Source organism: Parafrankia sp. BMG5.11 (genome assembly GCF_004337455.1).
In genome coordinates, this window is the sequence record NZ_SJXI01000068.1 from 39852 (window position 1) to 60966 (window position 21115).

General features: G+C 75.8%; 14 protein-coding genes. 3 read left to right on the forward strand and 11 right to left on the reverse strand.

The window, feature by feature from the left end:
- Positions 1–24 precede the first annotated feature (24 nt).
- From E0504_RS37245 to E0504_RS37260, 4 genes are all read right to left on the reverse strand, one after another.
- Positions 25–303, reverse strand: coding sequence for a hypothetical protein (locus E0504_RS37245; RefSeq protein ID WP_131626779.1), 279 nt, complete (start codon positions 301–303; stop codon positions 25–27).
- A gap of 201 nt (positions 304–504) precedes the next feature.
- Positions 505–1491, reverse strand: coding sequence for a lipoyl synthase (lipA, locus tag E0504_RS37250; RefSeq protein WP_112105679.1), 987 nt, complete (start codon positions 1489–1491; stop codon positions 505–507).
- Positions 1488–2312 (reverse strand): lipoyl(octanoyl) transferase LipB, encoded by an 825-nt coding sequence (gene lipB, locus E0504_RS37255; RefSeq protein WP_071065375.1) that lies wholly within the window; start codon positions 2310–2312, stop codon positions 1488–1490. Before lipB ends, lipA begins: the two co-directional genes overlap by 4 nt.
- Positions 2313–2352: 40 nt before the next feature.
- Positions 2353–3102, reverse strand: a complete 750-nt coding sequence (locus E0504_RS37260; RefSeq protein WP_200835233.1) for a peptidase E — start codon at positions 3100–3102, stop codon at positions 2353–2355.
- A gap of 146 nt (positions 3103–3248) precedes the next feature.
- On the opposite strand from E0504_RS37260, the gene E0504_RS37265 reads away from it, so the two are divergent.
- Positions 3249–5123, forward strand: a complete 1875-nt coding sequence (locus E0504_RS37265) for a protein kinase (protein ID WP_165938731.1) — start codon at positions 3249–3251, stop codon at positions 5121–5123.
- A 27-nt stretch (positions 5124–5150) separates the two neighbouring features.
- Here E0504_RS37265 and E0504_RS37270 read toward each other — a convergent pair whose 3' ends face one another.
- From E0504_RS37270 to E0504_RS37285, 4 genes are all read right to left on the reverse strand, one after another.
- The gene (locus tag E0504_RS37270) at positions 5151–6062 is read right to left on the reverse strand and encodes a TIGR01777 family oxidoreductase (protein WP_112105677.1); all 912 of its coding nucleotides are present in this window, start codon (positions 6060–6062) and stop codon (positions 5151–5153) included.
- Between the two features lie 304 nt (positions 6063–6366).
- Positions 6367–7821: a 2-oxoglutarate dehydrogenase, E2 component, dihydrolipoamide succinyltransferase gene (sucB, locus tag E0504_RS37275; protein WP_131626780.1), complete on the reverse strand. Its 1455-nt coding sequence runs from the start codon at positions 7819–7821 to the stop codon at positions 6367–6369.
- Positions 7822–7921: 100 nt separating this feature from the next.
- Complete coding sequence (gene lpdA, locus E0504_RS37280) at positions 7922–9304, reverse strand: dihydrolipoyl dehydrogenase (protein WP_071065371.1); 1383 nt, start codon at positions 9302–9304, stop codon at positions 7922–7924.
- Between the two features lie 284 nt (positions 9305–9588).
- Positions 9589–11184: a leucyl aminopeptidase gene (locus E0504_RS37285; RefSeq protein ID WP_131626781.1), complete on the reverse strand. Its 1596-nt coding sequence runs from the start codon at positions 11182–11184 to the stop codon at positions 9589–9591.
- Between the two features lie 192 nt (positions 11185–11376).
- Between E0504_RS37285 and gcvT the strand changes: the two genes are divergently transcribed.
- Complete coding sequence (gene gcvT / locus E0504_RS37290; protein WP_112108420.1) at positions 11377–12474, forward strand: glycine cleavage system aminomethyltransferase GcvT; 1098 nt, start codon at positions 11377–11379, stop codon at positions 12472–12474.
- An 85-nt stretch (positions 12475–12559) separates the two neighbouring features.
- Here the strand turns inward: gcvT and E0504_RS37295 are convergent, their stop codons facing one another.
- The 3 genes from E0504_RS37295 to cobT all read right to left on the reverse strand — a co-directional run bounded on the left by E0504_RS37295 (position 12560) and on the right by cobT (position 16662).
- Positions 12560–14011 carry an alpha/beta hydrolase domain-containing protein gene (locus E0504_RS37295; RefSeq protein ID WP_131626786.1) on the reverse strand — a complete coding sequence of 484 codons (1452 nt, stop codon included), beginning with the start codon at positions 14009–14011 and terminating at the stop codon, positions 12560–12562.
- Positions 14012–14450: 439 nt separating this feature from the next.
- A complete protein-coding gene (gene cobS, locus E0504_RS37300) occupies positions 14451–15278 on the reverse strand; it encodes an adenosylcobinamide-GDP ribazoletransferase (protein WP_071065398.1) in 828 nt (275 codons plus the stop codon).
- A gap of 7 nt (positions 15279–15285) precedes the next feature.
- The gene (cobT, locus tag E0504_RS37305; RefSeq protein WP_235015066.1) at positions 15286–16662 is read right to left on the reverse strand and encodes a nicotinate-nucleotide--dimethylbenzimidazole phosphoribosyltransferase; all 1377 of its coding nucleotides are present in this window, start codon (positions 16660–16662) and stop codon (positions 15286–15288) included.
- 138 nt (positions 16663–16800) lie between these two features.
- Between cobT and E0504_RS37310 the strand changes: the two genes are divergently transcribed.
- The gene (locus tag E0504_RS37310; protein ID WP_243657792.1) at positions 16801–21060 is read left to right on the forward strand and encodes a DUF4062 domain-containing protein; all 4260 of its coding nucleotides are present in this window, start codon (positions 16801–16803) and stop codon (positions 21058–21060) included.
- Positions 21061–21115: the final 55 nt, after the last annotated feature.

Consider the following 21115-nt stretch of genomic DNA (forward strand, 5'->3'; position numbering starts at 1 on the left):
TGGCGACTGCTCCGGTAACGGAGGTCAGGAACGGGCGGCGGCCGCCGCCCGTGAGCGCACCGGCGAGACCCGTGGCGCCGAGATCCGGGGGACGGGGAACGTGGCCCGGGCCGGCGGCGCGGGCGGCGGGGCGGGGGAGGGTTCGAGTGCGGACACGGAGATCTGGTCGACCCAGCGGTAGCCGGTGGTGACGTGCAGGTCGGTGGCGGCGCGCCAGGCGTTGTGGCGCGCGGTGCGCTGCCCGCCATGGGGCAGGACGAGAAGAGTCAGTTCCTCGAGTGCGCTGAGGAGTGAGCGGAACACGGTGTCGACGACCTCCCGACGCGGTCGTGGCGCCCGAGGCGGGAGGAGCTCCCGCCGGAACAGCACCGAGTGTGAAGGGCGCAGATGTCGCCGCGATGTCCGCAAGGTGGCGACGACCCCTGCGCAACGGCGAATCTCGTGACCGCCGTGTGACGCAGAGCCGAGCTTAGTCGCTCGCGGTAGTCGCCACCAGTCGAGTCATCACCTGGCGTGAGAGTCGTCGGACACACTTTCGGGCAGATCAGCCTCTACAGTGGCAGTATTACTACGTACGGTGACTGCCTGGCGGTACAGGCGTCCGGCGCGGTACGACGACCGGACGAGCGGACCGGACAGCACACCGGCGAAGCCGATGCCGGTGGCGCGCCGCTCCCACTCCACGAACTCCTCGGGTCGCACCCAGCGCTCCACCGGGTGATGTCGGGGGGTCGGCCGCAGGTACTGCGTGACGGTGAGCAGGTCGCAGCCGGCCTCGTGCAGCGCGGTCATAGCCTCGGAGACCTCGTCGTCGGTCTCGCCGAGCCCGAGGATCAGGTTCGACTTGGTCACCAGGCCGGCCGCCCTGGCCTGGGTCAGGACGTCCAGCGAGCGCTCGTAGCGGAACCCCGGCCGGATCCGGCGGAAGATCCGCGGAACCGTCTCCACGTTGTGCGCGAGCACCTCCGGCTCGGCGGCGAAGACCTCGCCGAGCTGCTCGGGACGGCCGCCGAAGTCCGGGATCAGCACCTCGACCCCGGTGCCCGGCGACCCGGCGTGGATCTGCCGGACGGTCTCGGCGTACAGCCACGCCCCGCCGTCGGGCAGGTCGTCGCGGGCGACACCGGTCACCGTGGCGTAGCGCAGGCCCATGGTCGAGACCGACTCGGCCACCCGGCGCGGCTCGTCGACGTCCAGCGGGGCCGGGCGGCCGGTGTCGATCTGGCAGAAGTCGCAGCGGCGGGTGCAGACGTCCCCGCCGATCAGGAAGGTGGCCTCGCGGTCCTCCCAGCACTCGTAGATGTTCGGGCAGCCGGCCTCCTCGCACACCGTGTGCAGGCCGGCCCCGCGGACCAGGTTGCGCACGTCGGTGTACTCCGGACCGGTGCGCATCCGGGTGCGGATCCACGGTGGCTTGCGCTCGATCGGCGTCTGCGCGTTGCGCGCCTCCAGCCGCAGCAGCGGCCGGCCTTCGGGAGCGACCGCGGTCATCGGTGAACCTTCCCGCCGGCGAGCCCCGCGCCGATCAGATCCGTGTCGGACGTTCCCGCCGTGGCTGCCCTGCCCGCGGTGCCCGCCGTGTCCGTGCCGGCCACCTTGCCCGTGCTGTCCTCCGCGCCTGCCGGCCGGCGGCCGGCCTCGGCGGCCAGGCCCGTGGCCAGGTAGTCGGCGAGCGCGGTGAGCATGTGCCGTTCGACCACCGGGCGGGCCTCGGCCACCGGCAGCGGCCGGCCCAGCTCCCTGCTCAGGCTGGTCACGCCGGCGTCCGAGATCCCGCACGGGACGATCCGACCGAACGCGGCGAGCGCGGGATCGCAGTTCAGCGCGAAACCGTGGTTGGTGACCTTCCAGCTCACCCGGACCCCGATGGCGGCGAGCTTGCGCAGGCCGTCGGATGTCCACACGCCCGTGCGCCCCTCGACCCGCCGGGTCTCGAGACCGAACTCGGCGCAGGCCGCCATCAGGCCGGCCTCCAGTGCCCGTACGTAGGCCACGACGTCCAGCGGCATCGGGAGCCGCACGATCGGGTAGCCGACCAGCTGCCCCGGGCCGTGCCAGGTGATGCCGCCGCCGCGGTCGACGTCGACGACCTCCGTCCCGTCGACCGGGCGGTCACCCGCGCCCGTCCGCCGGCCCGCCGTGTAGACGTCGGGGTGTTCCAGCAGGATCAGCGTGTCGGAGCCGCGTCCGTGGCGGCGGTCATCGGCCAGGGTCCGCTGCATCTCCCAGGCCTCGCGATAGGGAACGACACCCAACCGGAGGACATCCACGTCCCGAGCGTACGCCCGCGGGCCGGGGCAGCAGGGCCACATGGGGATCCGTCGGGAGCTGTCAGGAGCCGGATCGCCGCGGCTACGGCGCCCGGTCCGCCGCGGTCCGCGGATCGGGGAGGAGCCTGGCCGGGACCCGGGTCTCGACGGCCGTCCCGGCCGGGCCCGGCTTGACCCGCCAGGCGTGGGCGTCCGGCCGGTCCGCCACCGCCTCGACGAGCTCGGTGCCGCGGAAGTGCAGGCCGGCGCCGTCGTCGGTCGCCCACCCGGCGGGCAGCGTCCCCTCGGCGACGAGGCGCTGGTAGAGCGGCCGGCGCGCAGGCTCGGAGTCGTAGTGCGGGGTGTTGCTGTGCGGCAACAGGCCCAGCCCGTTCGTCACCGGGCACAGGTCGGGGCCGAACGAGTCGGTGGTGCCGCCGGTGTGCCAGCACAGCGAGCCGGCGGAGACCCCACCCAGCACGACCCCGGCCTCCCACACCTCGCGCATGATCCGGTCCAGGCCGTGCGCCCGCCACACGGCCAGCAGGTTGGCCACGCTGCCGCCGCCGACCCAGACGACGTCCTGCGCGAGCAGGTGGGCCCGGATGTCGGCGACGTTGGGCATCGGGAACAGCGCGAGGTGGGAGACCACGACGTCCGGCCGGTCCCGGCTCAGCGCCGCGTACCCGCGGGCGTAGGCGGCCTGGTCGTCGCCCAGGGCGGTCTGCAACAGGCACAGCCTGGGACGTCCGGCGGGGGCGGCGAGCTCGATCGCGTGATCCAGCAGTGGTCCGACCCGGGCGCCCCACCGCCCGTCGGGCCGGAAGCCGCCGCTCGTCGCGAGGATCTGCACAGATGACTCCTGGTTGACCGGCCCCGGGGGCGTCCCGGGGCGCCCGTCCGCGCCCGGCGGCGCGCCGCCGCCGCTCGAGAGGAAGTTATCCACAGCAGGGGAAAGAGTCCTGCAGAGGTGGTCGGATCCGCCTAGCGTCGACGTTCGTGACCTTCACCGACGATTCCGGCGATCGGCTGGGGCGGCACGGCGGCGAGCCCGTCGTGCCGGGAATCCTCCTGCACGGCCGCCGATACGACGCCGGCGCCGGCGAGGTCTGGGCCGGCCGGATCGAGCGGCTCGGCATGGACGTGACCATCCGCTACGTTCGGTTACCGGCCGACTCGCTGCTGCGCGCCGAGGCCTTCGACGAGGCCCAGCTGCTGCTCGGCATCCGCCATCCGCACCTGGCCTCCGTGGTGGACGTGATCCGCACACCCGACGGCCTGGCCGTCGCCACCGAGCCGGTGCACGAGGCGGTCAGCCTGTCCCGGCTGCTCGGCGCGCGGGGTCGGCTCGACCCGGGCGAGGTCGTCACCATCGGCCTACCCGCGGCGCAGGCGCTGGCCGAGGTGCACGCGGCCGGTCTGCACCACGGCGGGCTGACCGCCCTGGACATTCTCCTCGAGCCGAACGGGCGGCCGGTTCTCACCGGCGCCGGCATCGCGGCCCTCACCGACCCGGGCGTGTCCGCCTCGGAGGACGTGCACGACCTCGCAGACCTCCTGCTCGGCGCGATGCGCCAGGCGACGGGGCCCGACGCCGCCGCGGTCGCCGTCGCGGTCGCGATGGCCCTGGTGGACGACCCGCGTCGCCGCCCCTCGGCCGCCGAGCTCGCGGCCGGGCTGGCCCGCAGCGCCACGCCGCTTCCCGTCCGGATGACGGACGTGCCACCCGGGGCAGCAGGGGTTGTCGAGGTCGACCCGGAGCCCGGCCGGCCCGCGGACGGCGGGAACGCCGCTCCGGTCGACCAGGGCGACCTGCTGGATCCCGACGAGAGTCTCCGGGGCGAGGCCGGCGACAGCGGCGACCCGGACCCGTGGTCGGCAGCCGAGGACGTGGCATGGCCGGGCGACCCGGCCACGGGCGACCGGGGCTTAGAGGGCGACCCGGGCTCCGCGGCCGGCCCACCGGAAACCCCGCGGCCCGCCGGTCGGGATGATCCCTACGGTCTGTACCTCGCGACCGGTCAGGTGATCCCGGACGAGGACGAGGAGCCACCGCCGCCCGGCGCGGGCGGCCCGGCGCCCAGGGAGGCCGACGCCGAGGGCATCCGGCCGCCGCATGACGGGCGGACCGCACCGGCCGAACCAGCCGACCTGGTGGGCTCGCTGCGACCGGTGAACCACGACCGGGCCGGCACCCGCCGCCGCGCCGGCCGGGCCGCGGCGCCCGCCCGCGCCCGGGGCACCACCCACTCCCCGGCACCGCGCGAGGCCAGGGCACGCCGGGCAGCGGGGGAGCGGGCCGGCGGCCGGCGGCGGCACCCCGTGTTGTTCCCGGTGCTCGCGGGCGTCGGTCTGGTGATCGTCGCCATCGCCGCGCTCCTGCTGGCCCATGACTCCGGGTCGGACGCCACCCGTCAACCCGTGCCCACCGGGAGCACCGCCCGCGCGGACCCGACCGCGAGCCCCGTCAGCGGGCAGACCCCGGAACAGGTGTGGCGAGCCGTGCTCGACGAGCTCAACGCCGCCCGCAGCAAGGCCTTCGAGCGGGCGGACGAGACCGCCCTCGACCTCGCGGACGCGCCCGGCAGCGCCGTCCTGGAGTCGGACCGGGCATCGATCCGGGAAATGGTCCGGCGACGCGGGCGCTCCACGCCGGTGCGGATCGAGATCGTCGACGTCGTGGTTCGTGAGGAGGAAGCCGACCGGGTGGTCCTACGGGTCACCGAGATCGTGGGGGCCTACGACTTCGTCGGCGAGGCGGGCGATGTGCTGGCCCAACAGCCGGCCAGCCCGCCGGAGACGAAGGATCTCACCCTGTGGCGGACCGAGGCGGGCTGGCGGCAGGCCGAGAGCGTCAAGACGGCCCCCAGCTGAGCGAGCGGCCGGACCCGGCGGCCCGGTTCAGGCGTCGCGGTGCACGGCATCGGCCAGTGCCGTGGCGAGGTCGGAGTGGTTGAACCGGAACCCGGCGTCGACCAGCGTGGCCGGCGCGAGCCGCTGGGAGGCGAGTGGTCCCTCGTCGGCGAACTCGCCCAGGGCCAGGCGTAGTGCGAAGCGCGGTACCTGGGCGAAGGCCGGGCGCTGTAGCGTCCGCGCCAGCGCCGACGTGAACTCCGCGTTCGTCACCGGGGTGGGCGCCACCAGGTTGACCGGCCCGCGTACTCCGTCGGCCTCCAGGAGGAAGCACAGCGCGTCGACGGTGTCGGCCAGGCTGATCCAGCTGAGCCACTGGCGCCCCGAGCCCAGCCGGCCGCCGGCTCCGCGCCGGAAGATCGGGAGCAGCCGTTGGAGGGTCCCACCGCGCCCGGAGAGGACGATGCCGGTGCGCACCCGGACGACCCGGATGCCGGCCTCCTGCGCCGCTGTGGTCGCGTTCTCCCAGTCACGGGCGAGCTCGGCGAGGAAGCCGGTGCCGGGCGGGGCCGTCTCGTCCAGCGCGGCGCCGGCCGAGCCGGCGTTCGTGCCGTACCAGCCGATGGCGCTGCCGGAGAGCAGGACCCGCGGGCGCGGGTCGAGGCCGGCGAGGGCCTCGGCGAGCAGGCGGGTGCCGTCGATGCGGCTGCTCCGAAGGGTCTGCTTGTAGGCGGCGGTCCACCGGTGGTCGCCGATGCCGGCGCCGGCCAGGTTCACGACGCCGTCCACGCCGGCCAGGGCGGCGGCGTCCAGCGTGCCGGCCGCCGGGTCCCAGCGGATCTCGGACGGGTCGCGCGGCGGGCGCCGGACGAGGGTGACGACCTCGTGGCCGTCCCCGCGCAGCGCGGGCAGCAACGCCGAACCGATCAGCCCGGACGAGCCGGTGACGGCGACCTTCATGCGTCCGGGACCCCCATCCGACCCTCCTGGACCTGGAGTCCGTGGCACGGCGACCCCGGGGCCCGGACGTCACCCTAGCCGGCCGCGGCCACCTGCGCCGCCGGACCGCGCCGGCCGCCGGACCGGGCAGGCGGGGCGGACGGGTCGGCCGGGTTTCGGGCGCCGGCGCGGCACGTTCTCCCGCACCAGGCCCGGCGTGTCTCCCCGCGAACGACAGCGGCGGCCGGGTGGGCCCGTGGACCCGCCCGACCGCCGCCGGCCCTGCCTGCCTGCCTTGCTGGTGCCTACAGCGCCGAACTCGTGGCTACAGCCCGAGCTCGGCCTCGAAGGCGCCTTCCTCGAGACGGCTGGCGATCGCGGTGAGGAACCGGGCCGCGTCGGCGCCATCCACGATCCGGTGGTCGTAGGTGAGGGCCAGGTAGACCTTCGACCGGATGGCGATCACCTCGCCGAGCTCGGGATCGGTGACGACGGCCGGGCGCTTCACGACCGACCCGGTGCCCAGGATCGCCACCTGCGGCTGGTTGATGATCGGGGTGTCGAACAGGGCGCCGCGGCTGCCGGTGTTGGTCAGCGTGAAAGTGCCGCCGCCCAGGTCGTCCGGGGACACCTGGTTGGCGCGGGTCCGCGCGGCCAGCTCGTCGATCTTGCGGGCCATCCCGCTGAGGTTCAGGTCGCTGGCGTTGTGGATCACCGGGACGACCAGGCCACGGTCGGTGTCGACGGCGATGCCGAGGTTCTCCGAGTCGTGGTAGGTGACCGTGCCCGCCTCCAGGTCGATGCTGGAGTTGATCCCCGGGTGCTCGCGCAGTGCCTCGCACGCGGCCACCGCGAAGAACGGCAGGAACGACAGCTTCACGCCCTCGCGGGCCTGGAAGTTCGCCTTGGCCCGCTCGCGCAGCTTCGCGATCCGCGTGACGTCGGCCTCCACGACGGTGGTGAGCTGCGCGCTGACCTGCAGCGACTCGACCATCCGACGGGCGACCAGCGAGCGCAGCCGGGTCAGCTTCTCGGTGCGGCCACGGGGCGCGGTGGACGCGGTCGGCGCGGCGGCGGGAGCCGGCCGGGCGGCCGCGGGCGCCGTGGGCGCCTGCGCCGGGGCGGGAGCGGCCGGCACAGCCGGAGCGGCGGGGGCGCTGGGAGCCGCGGCCGGCGCGGAGCCGCGGGACTTCGCCGCGTCCTGGATGTCCTGCTTGGTGATGCGTCCACCCGGGCCGCTGCCGGTGACCGAGCCGAGGTCGACGCCCAGCTCCGCGGCCATCTTGCGGACCAGCGGCGTCACGTACCGGCCGAGACCGTCGGCGGCGGCGTCCGGGGCGGCGACCGGGGCCTGCGCGGGCACCGGCGTGACGGGAGCCGGCGGCGGAGGCGGTGCCGCCGCGGGAGCGGGCGCCGGCGCCGGCGCCGGCGGAGCGGGGGGAGCAGGCGGCGGGGGCGGCGCGGCGGCGGCGGGTGCCGGCGGAGGCTCCGGGGCCGCGGCGGGGGCCTCGGCGGGCGCGGCCGCCGCGCCGGCACCCGCGGCGCCGTCCTCGATGACAGCCAGCTCGACGCCGACCTCGACGGTCTCGTCCTCGGCGACCTTGATCGAGCCGAGCACGCCGGAGGCCGGCGCGGGGATCTCGGTGTCGACCTTGTCGGTGCTGACCTCGAGGAGCGGCTCGTCGGCCTCGACCCGCTCGCCTTCCTTCTTCAGCCAGCGGGTGACCGTCCCCTCGGAGACGCTCTCCCCGAGGCGGGGCATCGTGACGGATACTGACATGCTGACAACGACTCCTTCGTCGCGCCCGGCGCCCTCCCCACCACACCCGGTCGGGCCGGGCGGGGCGGACGCGGGCACCGCGGGCTAGCTGTGGACGTGCCTAGCTGTGGACGTGCAGTGGCTTGCCGGCGAGAGCGAGGTGCGCCTCGCCGAGCGCCTCGGAGAGGGTCGGGTGCGGGTGGAGGAGCTGGGCCACGTCGGCGGGGTATGCCTCCCAGTTGGTGATGAGCTGGGCCTCGGCGATGAGCTCGCCGACCCGGTCGCCCACCATGTGGACGCCGACGACCGGGCCGTCCGCAGCCGAGACCACGGTCACCGCGCCCGCGGAGCGCAGGATCCGTGCCTTTCCGTTGCCCGCCAGGTGGTACGTGGCGGTGTTGATCTCCCCGTGGCGTTCCCGGGCGGCGGCCGCGGTCAGACCCACGGACGCCACCTCGGGATGGGAGTAGGTGACCCGCGGGACGTTGTCGTAGTCGACCGGTACCGGGTCGAGCCCGGCGAGCAGCTCGGCCGCGAGGATGCCCTCGGCGAACGCGACGTGGGCCAGTTGTGGCCCGGGCCGGACGTCCCCGAGGGCCGAGACCGTGGGGATGTTCGTCCGCAGGTGCGTGTCGACGAGGACATGGCCGCGGTCCGTCGAGACGCCGACCTCGTCCAGGCCGAGGCCGGCGGAAACCGGGCCGCGCCCGACCGCGACGAGCAGGAGCTCGGCGTCGACGGTGGACCCGTCCTCCAGGACGACGGTCACGCCCTGGTCGGTGGTCTTCGCGCCCGCGAGAGGCACCCCGAGGCGCAGGGCGATGCCCCGGGCGCGGAACGCGCGTTCGAGCAGCTTCGAGCTGGCCTCGTCCTCGGCCGGGACGAGATGGCCCAGCGCCTCGACGATGGTCACCTCGGCGCCGAACGAACGCCAGACCGACGCGAACTCGCAGCCGATCGCCCCGCCGCCGAGCACCACCACCGACCCCGGGACGTGCTCCAGCGCCAGCGCGTCCCCGCTGTCGATGACCGTCCGGTGGTCGAGGTCGAGGCCGGGCAGCGTTCGCGCGGCCGAGCCGGTGGCGAGCAGCACGTGCCGGGCCTCGACCACCCGGTCGCCGACGGTCACCGCGGTCGGGGACACCAGCCGGCCGGTGCCCGTGACGACCTCGATGCCCCGGGCCCGGACCAGTCCGCTCAGGCCCTTGTACAGGCCGTCGACCACCGAGTCGCGGTATGCGCCGACCCCGGCCATGTCGATGCCGTCCAGGGTGGCCCGGATGCCGAAGGTCTCGCTGGCGGCGACGGTGTCGACGACCTCCGCCGCGTGCAGCAGCGCCTTCGTCGGGATGCAGCCGCGGTGCAGGCAGGTGCCGCCGAGCTTGTCCTTCTCGATCAGGACGACCCGCAGGCCGAGCTCGGCGGCGCGCAGCGCGGCGGCGTACCCGCCGCTGCCACCCCCGAGGACGACCAGGTCGACGGGACCGGCCGCTGTGTCCGCCACGCGAGGGGTCCCTTCTTCGTCGACTTGCGGACGGGTGGGGTCACGGCCTGGCGGCGGGGAGGAGCGTGGTCGTCGTCCAGGCCGGTGAGCCCCGCCGGGGCGGCACCCGACCGCGGGACGGGCGTCCCGCCGGGTGACACGCTCCGGCCCGCCCAGTCTTTCACGACGAGGCGGTTGGACTGGACAGACTGCGCCGACTGTGCCGCATCACGCGACGTCCGTTCGTGTCACCCGGCCTCTCACCCGGCCTCTCGCGCGGCGGCGCGCGGCGGTGGCGCCGCACGTCACGGGGTGGTGGCGGCCCTGTCCTCGGCGAGCTGGACGAGGGTGCGCACGATGGCCCCGGTACCGCCTCTGGGCGTGTAGCCGTAGGGCTCGCCGCCGTTCCAGGACGGGCCGGCGATGTCGACGTGCGCCCAGGGGATCTCCTCGGGCACGAAGGCGGCGAGGAAGTGGGCGGCGAGCAGCATGCCCGCGTCGCGGTTCCCGCCCGGCGCCACGTTCGCCAGGTCGGCGACCACCGAGTCGAGGCTCTTGCGCAGCTCCGGCGGCATCGGCATCGGCCATACCGTCTCGCCGGCGCGCCCGGCGGCGGCGACCACCGCGTCGGTCGCCTCGGAGCGGCCCATCACCCCGCTCGTGCGGGTGCCCAGCGCGACGATCTGCGCGCCGGTGAGGGTGGCGACGTCAACGACGAGCGCCGGAGTGTCCTCGGACGCGCGGGCCAGCGCGTCGCCGAGCACGAGCCGCCCCTCGGCGTCGGTGTTGAGCACCTCGACCCGCTTGCCGCCGCGCAGCGTGATCACGTCGGAGGGCCGGATGGCGTCGCCGGAGGGCATGTTCTCCGCGCACGGCATCCAGCCGGTCACGTTGAGCGCCAGGCCCAGCCGTGCGGCCGCGACGACGGCCGCGAGCACGGAGGCCGCGCCGGCCATGTCGCTCTTCATCCACTCCATGGACACCGGCGGCTTCAGCGACAGGCCGCCGGAGTCGAACGTGATGCCCTTGCCCACCAGGGCGAGGTCGGTGCCGGCCGGCTCGCCCCTGGCCGCCCCGGTGCCGGCGGCACCCTGGTAGCGCAGCCGGATCAGCCGCGGCGGGTTGGCCGAGCCCTGGCCGACACCGAGCAGGCCTCCGTAGCCGCCCTCGGCGAGCGCCTCCTCGTCGAGCACCGTCACCTCGACGCCGGCCGCGTCGCCACGCTCCACCGCGATCTCGGCCAGCCGGGCCGGCGAGAGGTGGCTCGGCGGGGTGTTCACCAGGTCCCGCACCAGCGTGACGGCCTCACCGATGATCGTCGCACGCTCCAGTGCGGCCTCGGCCGCCGCCAGGTCGGACGGGTCCTCGACCGTCAGGACCAGCTCGCGCACGGGTGCAGGCCCGTTCGGCGAGGTGCGCAGGCTGTCGAACGCGTAGGCGCCCAGCAGCGAGCCCTCGGCCGCCGCGCGCAGCGTGGACGCGGTGGGCCGCCCGGTGGCGAGCGCGAGCGTCGAGGCGACCCGGGCGGTGCCGGCGAGCGCGCGGACGGCGGCGCCGGCCGCGCGGCGCAGCGTCTCGGTGTCGGTGTCGGCGCTGGCACCGCCCGCTTCCTCACCCGCTCCGGCGGTACCGGCGGTGAACGCGGCGTGCTCCCCGACGCCGACCGCGAGCACGGTCGGGGCCTTCAGCGTCCCGAGCGTGGCGAAGCGGACGATGTCGCCGGTGGCTCCGGTCGCGCCGAGGTCGGAGAGGATCCGGGCCAGCCGGCCGCCGAGCGCCGCGTCGAGGGCGCCGGTCCCGCCGAGGGGCACCGGACCGTCGTCGCCCTTGGCCATTCCGATCACGACGGCGTCGACGTCGAGGTCGGTGAGGGCTGCGGAGGCGGCAGAGGTGACGGTCATGCTTCGAGCGTATTGGGCCCCGGGACCTGTGGCCTGGTGTGGCACCGAGGCGGTGGGCTGCCGGTGGCCGGAGGGGACAGCGGGAAATCGCCCCGTCACCGCGCCGTCATCCCGCCGGCCCGTGGCCACGTGGTCCCGTCCGGGCCGCCGCCGGCGTGCCGAAGTGACGTCCCGGGCGGCTACGCTGCCGGTATGGGAGAGCTGCGTCGGTCCCCGCTGCACGAACGGCACGTCGAGCTGGGCGCCAAGACGGCCGCCTTCGGCGGGTGGGAGATGCCGATCGAGTACGCCGGCCGGGGCGTGCTCGCCGAGCACGCGGCCGTCCGCGGCGCGGTGGGGATCTTCGACGTCAGCCACCTGGGCAAGGCCCGGGTCGCCGGCCCCGGCGCGGCCGAGTTCGTCAACACCTGCCTGACCAACGACCTGAGGCGGGTCGGCCCCGGCCAGGCGCAGTACACGCTGTGCTGCGACGAGACCGGCGGCGTCGTCGACGACCTGATCGCTTACTACTACGCCGCCGACAACGTGTTCCTCGTGCCCAACGCGGCCAACACCGCCGAGGTCGTCCGGCGGCTCGCCGCGCAGGCGCCCGCCGGCGTCGCCGTCACCGACCTGCACACCGAGTTCGCGGTGCTCGCGGTGCAGGGCCCCGCCGCGCCGGAGGTGCTGCGCAAGCTCGGCCTGCCCGCCGACGGTGCCTACATGAGCTTCGCCGACGCCGAGTGGAAGGGGCGGCCCGTCATCGTCTGCCGCTCCGGCTACACCGGCGAGGCGGGCTTCGAGCTCCTGCCGCGCTGGGCGGACGCGGTGCCGTTCTGGGACGAGCTGCTGACGGTGGTGACCGGCCTCGGTGGCCTGCCGTGTGGCCTCGGCGCCCGGGACACCCTGCGCACCGAGATGGGCTACCCGCTGCACGGCCAGGATCTCTCCCTGTCCATCAGCCCGGTGCAGGCCCGGTCGGGGTGGGCCGTCGGCTGGGACAAGCCGGCGTTCTGGGGCCGCGAGGCGCTGCTCGCCGAGCGCGCGGCGGGCCCGGCGCGGTCACTGTGGGGGCTGCGCTCGAACGACCGCGGCATCCCGCGCCCGCACATGCGGGTGAGCGGCCCGGACGGTGCCGAGCTCGGCGAGGTCACCAGCGGCACGTTCTCCCCGACCCTGCGGCAGGGCATCGGCCTTGCCCTGCTCGACCGCTCCGTGACCGCCGGCGACGAGGTGGCCGTGGACGTGCGCGGCCGCGTCTCGACGATGACGGTCGTCCGCCCGCCGTTCGTCTCCGCCTCTCCCCGATGACGCCGGCGGGCCGCGCCGACGCGAGCCGCCGGGCGGCCGGACTCCCGGGCGCCCGGCGGCCCGCCTCAGCGGGTGACGAGCGGTGTCAGCCGGTCACGCGTTCCGGCTCGGCGAAGTCCAGCAGGGCGGCGCGGTCCTCGCGCAGGACGAATCCGGCCTCGACGGTCTTGTCGGCGCTGGTGCCGTAACGCTGCTGGTAGGCCGCGCGGGTCGGGTACAGCTCGGCGACGCGGTCGGCGGGAAGTGGCGTGGTCGAGCCGAGCAGCAGGCAGATCGTCGACAGCTTCGGCCCGGGATCACCCGAGAGCACGTCGATGGGAACGTCGACGGGCGGTGTGCGGACACCACCGAGGGCGATGCCGTCCGCGTCACGGCGCACGCCCGGCAGCAGGCCTTCCGTCAGCTCGACGCGCGGCCCGGTGACCGGTGCCCGGCCGGTCTCCAGCCAGTCGGTGAGCCCCCGCAGGGCAGCCTTCGCGACCAGGTGCAGGGGACCGTTGTTGATCGGGACGCCGCAGTCGATCGAGGCCGCGTTGGCGCCGAGCAGGTGCGCGTCGGCGTGTGAGGTGCCGGCGACCTCCCACAGCCGGAAGCGGTCGCTGTCGGGCTGCCGGGCCTTGCTGGAGTTGAGGATGCCGGTCAGGTCCGACTCGGTCTGCACGTCGAACACGGGTGCCGTCTGGTCGGTGCGGAACGTCGTCGGGGAGCTGAGCAGCGCGCCGGTGAGGTCCGCCCCCTGGCCGGGCCCGACCAGGGGCAGCGCGGAGGCGCCCCGGCTGTGCACGTAGAAGCCGTCGAAGGCGGCGGTGATCGGCTGGACGCCGTTGTAGTACGTGACCATCGCGAACGCCGACTGGGACTCGCCCGCGGCGACCAGCCGCCGCGGCTGCAGGCCGTCGAGCGCGGCGCCGGCCCGGAGGCCGCGGGCGACCTGGGACAGGATGTCGAACGAGAACCCGTCGCCGGGGTGCGCCAGCGAGCCGTACCGGGCCGGATCGATCGCCTTCAGTCCCTTGCCGGCGAGCTCCGAGCCGGGGCCGGGGGCCTGCACGAGAACCTGGCCGCCGATCACGCCGATCTGCTGCGCGGACACGCCGACCCAGACATGGCCCTGCCGGGTGATCTCCTCGTGCAGGTTGGCCCACTCGGGGTCGGCGTCCACCCCGCCGCTGACGTTCAGCCATTCGACGATCACAGTGCCGCTGAACTCCGCGGCCTGAGCCGGCCGGCGTACGAGGACCCGGGTGCGGTACGAGGCGCTCCCGTCGGGTTCGAACGTCCATCGGCCGTCCTGGGGGAGCCCGCCCACGGCGCGGTAGGACGACGCCGTCCCGGCCGCCGCGTACTCGTGCTCGACGTAGCCGGCCTGGGCCAGGTCCACCGTGACGGCGGCGCCGATGAACGGGCCGTTCCCACCGGTCAGCTCCTGCGACAGGTCGGCCGCGATGTCAGGCGGAGGTCCGCCCGGGCCGCCGCCCGGCACGGTCCAGCAGGCCGGTAACGCCAGCAGCGCGAGGCCCGTGAGCACCACCGCCATCGGCGCGCGCGCCGCGCGCCGCCGGGAGGGCGGCCCGCTCCCGGCCCCGACTGCGTTGGGGATCGGTTCCCGAACATGGCTGGGACGGAGTCTCACAGGTCCTCCTCGGCCCGCGCCCGGTACTCTGCGCGGCGATGCTCGCCGACTGTGCGTCGGTGGTGGCGACCAGTGAGTCACGCAGGGGCCACGGCGGACAACGCTTCGCGAGTGGTACCGCGAGGCGCGAATCCTGCTGGGCGGGCCCCGAAAGGTCCTCCGGGAGTCAGGGCACCGATATCTACCGGTGGGTAACTTCGGGTCCGGTTCCGCGGCCGCCCGATCCGGATGATCGCTACGGGCTTTCGTCGCACTGGCACCAAGGTGCCGACCAGCTGCGGGCCGCGGCACAAGTCCGCGGAACTCCACCCGGCCGTGATGCTGAGCTACGTCCGACTTGGTACTAGTCGAGGCCGAGGGAGCGCAGGACCGGATTCGGGATAGTCGACGCCATCGTCAGCAGGGTCACCATGGACGTGATCTCGATCGTGGCGCCGAGGGTGTCCCCCGTGATGCCGCCGAAGCGGCGCACCAGCCAGCGCCGTAGCGCGGTGGAGACGGCGACCCCCACGGCGACGGCGATGATCGCGCGGACGGCCCGGCCGGTGTCGCCGCCGTCGTAGTCGAGCCGGCCGGCCAGTCCCGCGACGACGAGGACGCCCACCGTGGCCAGCACCGCGTCCCGGCGCCGCACGGAGCCGGCGACCAGGGCGCCGAGCCCGTCCGGTCGGGCGGAGGGGATGCCCTCGACGCAGGACAGCGTGGCCGCGAGGCGGCCGGCCATCGCCGCGACGAGGATCGAGACGGTCCCCCGGTGGGCGGTGATCGCGACGCTGAGCGCGCTCACCTGGACGAGGACGACGAACAGGACGGTGATCGCCCCGAACGCGCCGATCGTCGACTCCCGCATCACGGCCAGCGCCCGCTCCCGCCCGCCGCGGACGCCGAACGCGTCCCCCACGTCGGCCAGGCCGTCGAGGTGCAGGCCGCGGGTGAGCAGGGCCAGCAGCGCCACCCCGAGCACGGCGGGCAGCATGGTCTGGGGGCGCTCGTGCGGGACCTTCGTGACGATGCGCGTCGTCACCACCAGCAGCGCGCTGACGAATCCGAGCACCAGGCCGACCAGCGGGGCGAGGGCCATGGCGCGCCCGGCGACCGTCCGGTCCAGGCGTTCCGGGCCGCGGACGGGCAACACGGTGAGCAGGGTGAAGGCCGCGCGCGCCTCGATCATCAGACGGTCACGGCGCGCTGCCGGCAGTGCCGCCCGCGCCCGGCCCATCGGCGCCCGGCCTGTCAGCGGCCGGTTCGGCAGGTGTGGGCCCGGTCTGGGTGGAGTCCGGCGTGATCAGGCCGAGCATCCCCAGGTCGAGTCCGGGCATGCCGGAACCGGTCGGCCCGGGGGCGGCCGGGTCGACCGCGGGCGGCTCGTAGCTGGCGGGGGCCCCTGGCTCGGGGTCACCCGGCTCGGTGTCTGTGGTGTCGGCGGTGTCGGGCGCGGCCGGCTCTTTGGCGCTCACCCCGGCCTGGTCGAACGTCGCCATCTCGGCCAGCGTGGCCTGCGCGGCCGTCAGCATCGGGACGGCCAGCAGCGCGCCGGTGCCCTCCCCGAGCCGCAGGCCGGCGTCCAGGAGCGGCTCCAGCCCGAGGTGGTCGAGGACGAGGCGCTGCGCCGGCTCGGTGGAACGGGTCCCCGCCACCCACCACCGCTTCGCCCCGGGCGCGATCATCTCGGCGGCCAGCGCCGCCGCGCAGACGATCACGCCGTCGAGCACGACGGGCGTGCGCCGCACCCCGGCCTGGACGAGGAGGCCGGCGAGCGCGGCGAGATCCGCCCCACCGGCGACCCGCAGAACGGAGCGCGCGTTGCCGGCGTACGGCCGGGCGCGGCGCATCGCGTCCCGGATCGCGGCCGTCTTGAGCATCCAGCGCTCGTCGTCGATGCCGGTGCCGCGGCCGACGACCTCGATCGGCTCGCGGTCGAGCAGCGTGCCCACCACGGCGGCGGCGGGCGTGGTGTTGCCGATGCCCATCTCGCCGGGGACGAGCAGGTCGGCGCCGGCGTCGATCTCCTCGTCGGCGATCAGCCGGCCGACGGCGAAGGCGGCGTCGACCTCGGCGGCGGTGAGTGCGTCGGTCCGGTCGATCCGCCCGCTCCCGCGCCGGACCCGGTACCGCTCGGGAGACGCGCTGCCGTCCGCCCCGCCCGCCGTGGTGGGCACGGGGGTGTCGACGGCGACGTCCACCACCCGCACCGACGCGCCGACCTGGCGGGCCAGCACGTTGACGGCCGCGCCGCCGGCGGCGAAGTTCGCGACCATCTGCGCGGTCACCTCGGACGGGAACGCGGACACGCCGGCCGTGGCGATGCCGTGGTCCCCGGCGATGACCACCACCCGGACCCGGCGCAACGGCCGCGGCGGGCAGGTGCCCTGCGCGCCGGCGATCCAGACCGACAGGTCCTCGAGGCGGCCCAGGGCGCCCGGCGGTTTGGTGAGCAGGCCCTGCCGGTGGCGCGCGGCCGTCATGGCCTCGTGGTCGAGGTCGGGGACGACCGGTACGGCGTCCGGCGCGAGCGCGGGCGCGGCGGCGGGTTCGGCGGCCGGGGTGATGTCCACTGGTCCTTATTACCTGATCGACGGAGTTCTTCCGGCACCCGCGTGGTTTCGGGTGACGACCGGCGCCGACCTGGGCGGCGTCGGCGAAGCGTCTGCGCGCCCTGCCGGAGGTGATCCGGTAATTTGCCGGATGTGTCTGTGCCGGAGGGGCTGCCGTCCGAACCGCCCGGCAGCCTCGCCGTGCCCGCCGCGCCGGACGTGGTGGCGGGGGGTCGGGTCGAGCTGCGGGGCGAGTCCGGGATGTGGCCCGCGGGGGTGGTCGCCCCGTGGGCGGGCGACCCGCGCGGCCCGGACCGTCGCCGGGTGATCTTCCTCAGCCACACCGCCGAGCTGCGGCGTTTCCCGCGGGACCGGTCGTTCGTGGCCGCCGCCGAGCGCGCCGTCGCGCTGGCCGGTGACCGTGTCGTCGACATGGAGTACTTCGGCGCGCGCGCCGACAACCCGGCCGAGTTCTGCGTCCGGCAGGTCCAGGAGAGCGACGTCTACATCGGTCTCATCGGGTTCCGCTACGGGTCGCCCGTCCGGGAGCTGCCGCACCTTTCCTACACCGAGCTCGAGTTCCAGGCGGCCACCGAGGCGGGCATGCCCCGCCTGGTGTTCCTCCTCGAGGACGACGCGGAGGTCCCCTTCCGCGAGTTCGTCGACCCCGCCTACGGCGAGCGGCAGGAGGCCTTCCGGGCGCGGCTGCGGGACGGCGGCACCATCGTCGCCGGGTTCCGGGACGGCCGGCTGGAGACCGCCGTGCTCGACGCCCTGGTCAAGCTGCGGGACAGCGAGCGGCGGGCGACCCGCACGCTGCCCGGGTTCGGCGACGTCCCCCCGGCCCCCCCGGGCCCGCGGCCCGTCCTCGTCCCGGGTCTGGGCCCTGGCGGTGGATGGCTGCGCCGCCCCTGGATGGTGCCGGCCGTCCGGGGGCTGGTGGAGCGCCCGGAGCTCACCGAGGCCGTGCTGCGCCGGCTGCTGCCGCCCGCGAGCGCCCCGGACGCCGCGGCCCCCTCGGACCCCCCGGTCGGCGCCGAGGTCGTCCCGCGCCCCGTCGTGCTCGCGGGCGCCGGCGGCTTCGGAAAGACGACGCTGGCCGCGGCCGTGTGCGGCAGCACGCGGATCGCCCGCCGGTTCGGCGGCGGGGTGCTGTGGGTGACCCTCGGCGAGTCGCTGGCCGGGGCGCACCTGGCCGACCGGATCAACGACCTGAGCGAGGCGCTGTCCGGGGTCCGCCCGACGCTGTCGGACCCCGAGCAGGCCGGGTTCCGCCTCGGTGAGCTGCTCGGCGCCGAGCCCCGGCTGCTCGTCCTGGACGACGTGTGGCGGCGCGCCCAGCTGCGCCCGTTCCTGCAGGGCGGGCCGGGCTGCGTCCGCCTGATCACCACGCGGATGCGCGGCCTGCCGCCGGACGCCGACGTCGTCCAGGTGCCCGCGATGGCCGACGGCGAGGCGGTCAGCCTGCTGACCAGGGATGTCCCCGCGCCGCTGCCCGACGCCGTCCTGCGCCGGCTGCTGGTGGTCACCGGCCGCTGGCCGGTGCTGCTCGCGCTGGTCAACCGGGCGGTCGTCCGCCAGACCCGGGACGGCATGTCGGTGCCCCGCGCGGCCGAGCGGGTGCTGCGCCGGCTGGAGCGGCGCGGCCCGACCGCACTGGACGTCAGCCGGGTCGAGGAACGGACGCTCGCCGTCGAGGCGACGCTGTCGGCGAGCCTGGGCCTGCTCACCGGCGACCGGCTCGACCAGTACCTCGAGCTGGCCGTCTTCGGCGAGGACGTGGAGATCCCGCGGGACGTCCTGGAGGCCTACTGGGCGGCGACCGGCGATCTCGACCCCGACGAGGTCGACGACCTGTGCCAGGAGTTCGCCGACCTTTCCCTCGTTGTGGCCTACCGGCGGGACCCGCCGTCGCTGGTGCTGCAGGACGTCCTGCGGACCTACCTGCGGGCCCGGGTCGGGGCGGAGCGCCTGCGCGAGCTGGACGGCGTCCTGTGCGACGCGCTCGCCGGCATGATCACCGGCGGCGCTGGCGGTGCTGACGACCCGGCCGGTGCTGACGACCCGGGCGGCCGCGGCGGCCCTGACGGCCCCGCCAGCCCGGCCGGCGGGTCCGAGCCGGCCGGCGGGGTGCGTGCCCCGTGGTGGACGGCGCCGGAGCGGGCCGGCTACCTCTGGGAGCATCTCGCCCGGCACCTGGCCGGCGCCGGCCGGCACGACGAGCTCGCCGCGCTGCTCGGGGACCTGCGCTGGACAATCGGGAAGCTCTCCGTCGCCCGGCTCGGGCCGGTGGCGGTCGAGGCCGACCTGGCCGTCGCCGGCAGGGTGCGGCCGGACGACCCGGTGCTGCCCGCGCTGAGCCGGGCGCTCGGGCAGAACGCGCACCTGCTCGGCCCCACCGAGCCCGCAGAGGCGCTGGGCACGACCCTGCTGAGCCGGCTCGACGGCATCCGCGCGCTCGAACCGGCCCGCGCCGCGCTGGCCCGGCGGCTGAGCGGGCCACGGCTGGTCAACCGGTGGACGCTGCCCGACCAGCCGCACCCCGCGCTGCGCCGGGTGCTGGCCGGCCACCACCGCCAGGTCCTCGCGCTGGCCGTCGCCCCGGACGGGTCGTGGCTGGCCTCCGCAGGCATGGACGGCACCGTCCGCACCTGGACGGTCGGCGCGGGCACGGCGCGCTCGGTGCTCACCGGCCACGTCGGCCAGGTGTTCGGCGTCGCGGCCGCGCCCGGCAGCGGCTGGCTCGTCTCGGCCGGCGAGGACGGCACCGCCCGGATCTGGGACGTCCCCGGCGACGATGTCCGTGGTGACGACGTCCGTGGCGACGACGTCCGCGGCGACCTGGACGACCCCGAGCCGGGTGATCCCGGCGACACCGGGGAGCGGGAGCGGCGGGGCCGGGATCCCGAGGGGGCCGACCCGGTGGCGCGACTCGTCCTGCGCGGGCACGACGGCCCGGTGAACGGCTGCGCGGTGACCGCCGACGGCACCGGTGTGATCACCGTCGGCGACGACGGCTCGTTGCGGACCTGGGACGCCACCACCGGCACGCCGAGGCTCGCGGTGCCGGTCACCGGCGGGCGGCTGCGCTGCTGCGCCACCGGGCCGGGCGGAGCCGTCGTCGCGACCGGCGGCGAGGACGGGACCATCCGGCTGCACGACCCGCTGACCGGCGAGATCCTCCGGCGGCTGGCCGGTCACGCCGGTCCGGTGCTTGCGCTGGCGTTCGGCCCGGACGGCTCCTGGCTGGTCTCGGCGGGCGAGGACGGCACGTTGCGTCGCTGGGACACCGCCGCCGGCCGCCAGACCGGGGTGCTCAGCGACGGCAGCCGCCCCGTACGGGCCTGCGCGGTCGCCCCGGACGGCTCCTACCTGGTGGCGCCGGCCGGGGACGCGATCTCCGTCCGGGATCTCCCCACCGGCGGCCAGCGGGCCGAGCTCACCGGGGCCACCGGGACGCGGGCCTGTGTCGTCGCCCCGGACGGCTCCTGGATCGCCTCCGCCGGGCGCTACGGCACGATCCGGGTCTGGAGCACCGGCAGCGACCTGCCGCGCCCGTCGACCGCGGGGCGCAACGAGGGGGCCCGCGGCTGCGCCGTCGTGGCCGGCGGCCTGGTGGTCTCCTCCAGCGACGACGGCACCGTCACGGCCTGGGACCCGGTCACCGGCGAGCCGGGCGCGGCGATGGCGGGCCTGCCCGGCCCGGCCCGCGGCTGCCGGGCCGGCCCCGGCGGGCGCTGGGTCGTGGTGTCGGCGCAGCCGACCGCGCTGCGGCTGTGGGAGCCCGCCACCGGCGTCGTCCGCGCCGTGCTGACCGCCGACGTGGCGATCCTCGGCTTCACCGTCTCCGCGGACGGCTCCTGGGCGGCCGGCGGCTGCGAGGACGGCTCGGTGCGGCTGTGGGACACCGAGTCCGGGGAGTGGATGGCCACCTTCGCCGGCCACGCCGAGGGGGTGCAGGCCTGCGTCGCCGGTCCGGACGGCATCTGGCTCGCCTCCGGCGGGGACGACGCCACCGTGCGGATCTGGGACGTGGCGACCCTCGAGCAGCGCGCCTCGCTGCCCGGCCACACCGACCCGGTGCTCGGGCTGACCACCGACCCGGCGGGCCGCGTCCTGGTCTCGACCGGCGCGGACCACACCGTGCGGGTCTGGGAAGTCGTGACCGGGCGGGCGCTGGCCGTCCTGCACGGTCACGCGCACACGGTGCGGGAGGCGAGCTTCTCCCCGGACGGCGCCTGGCTCGCGACGGTCGGCGGGGACGGGTCGGTGCGGGTCTGGGACCCGCTGACCTGGCAGTGCCGCACGATGATCCGGTTCGAAGGCGCGGCCCGCGGCTGCTGCTGGCTGCCGGACTCCACGGGCCTGGCCGTCGCCGGCTCGGCCGGCCTGTACCTCTACAGCTTCCTGCCGGACTGAGCGATCCGTCCCGACCGGCGTGGACGGACGTCTGGCCGTCGGGTGCGGGCCGTCG

Coding starts and splice junctions, on each gene's coding strand:
- lipA (WP_112105679.1), bottom strand. CDS start 1,491: ATGACCGCGGTCGCTCCCGAAGGCCGGCCGCTGCTGCGGCTGGAGGCG.
- lipB (WP_071065375.1), bottom strand. CDS start 2,312: ATGTGGCCCTGCTGCCCCGGCCCGCGGGCGTACGCTCGGGACGTGGAT.
- E0504_RS37270 (WP_112105677.1), bottom strand. CDS start 6,062: ATGAAGGTCGCCGTCACCGGCTCGTCCGGGCTGATCGGTTCGGCGTTG.
- sucB (WP_131626780.1), bottom strand. CDS start 7,821: ATGTCAGTATCCGTCACGATGCCCCGCCTCGGGGAGAGCGTCTCCGAG.
- E0504_RS37285 (WP_131626781.1), bottom strand. CDS start 11,184: ATGACCGTCACCTCTGCCGCCTCCGCAGCCCTCACCGACCTCGACGTC.
- gcvT (WP_112108420.1), top strand. CDS start 11,377: ATGGGAGAGCTGCGTCGGTCCCCGCTGCACGAACGGCACGTCGAGCTG.
- E0504_RS37295 (WP_131626786.1), bottom strand. CDS start 14,011: ATGGCGGTGGTGCTCACGGGCCTCGCGCTGCTGGCGTTACCGGCCTGC.
- cobS (WP_071065398.1), bottom strand. CDS start 15,278: ATGATCGAGGCGCGCGCGGCCTTCACCCTGCTCACCGTGTTGCCCGTC.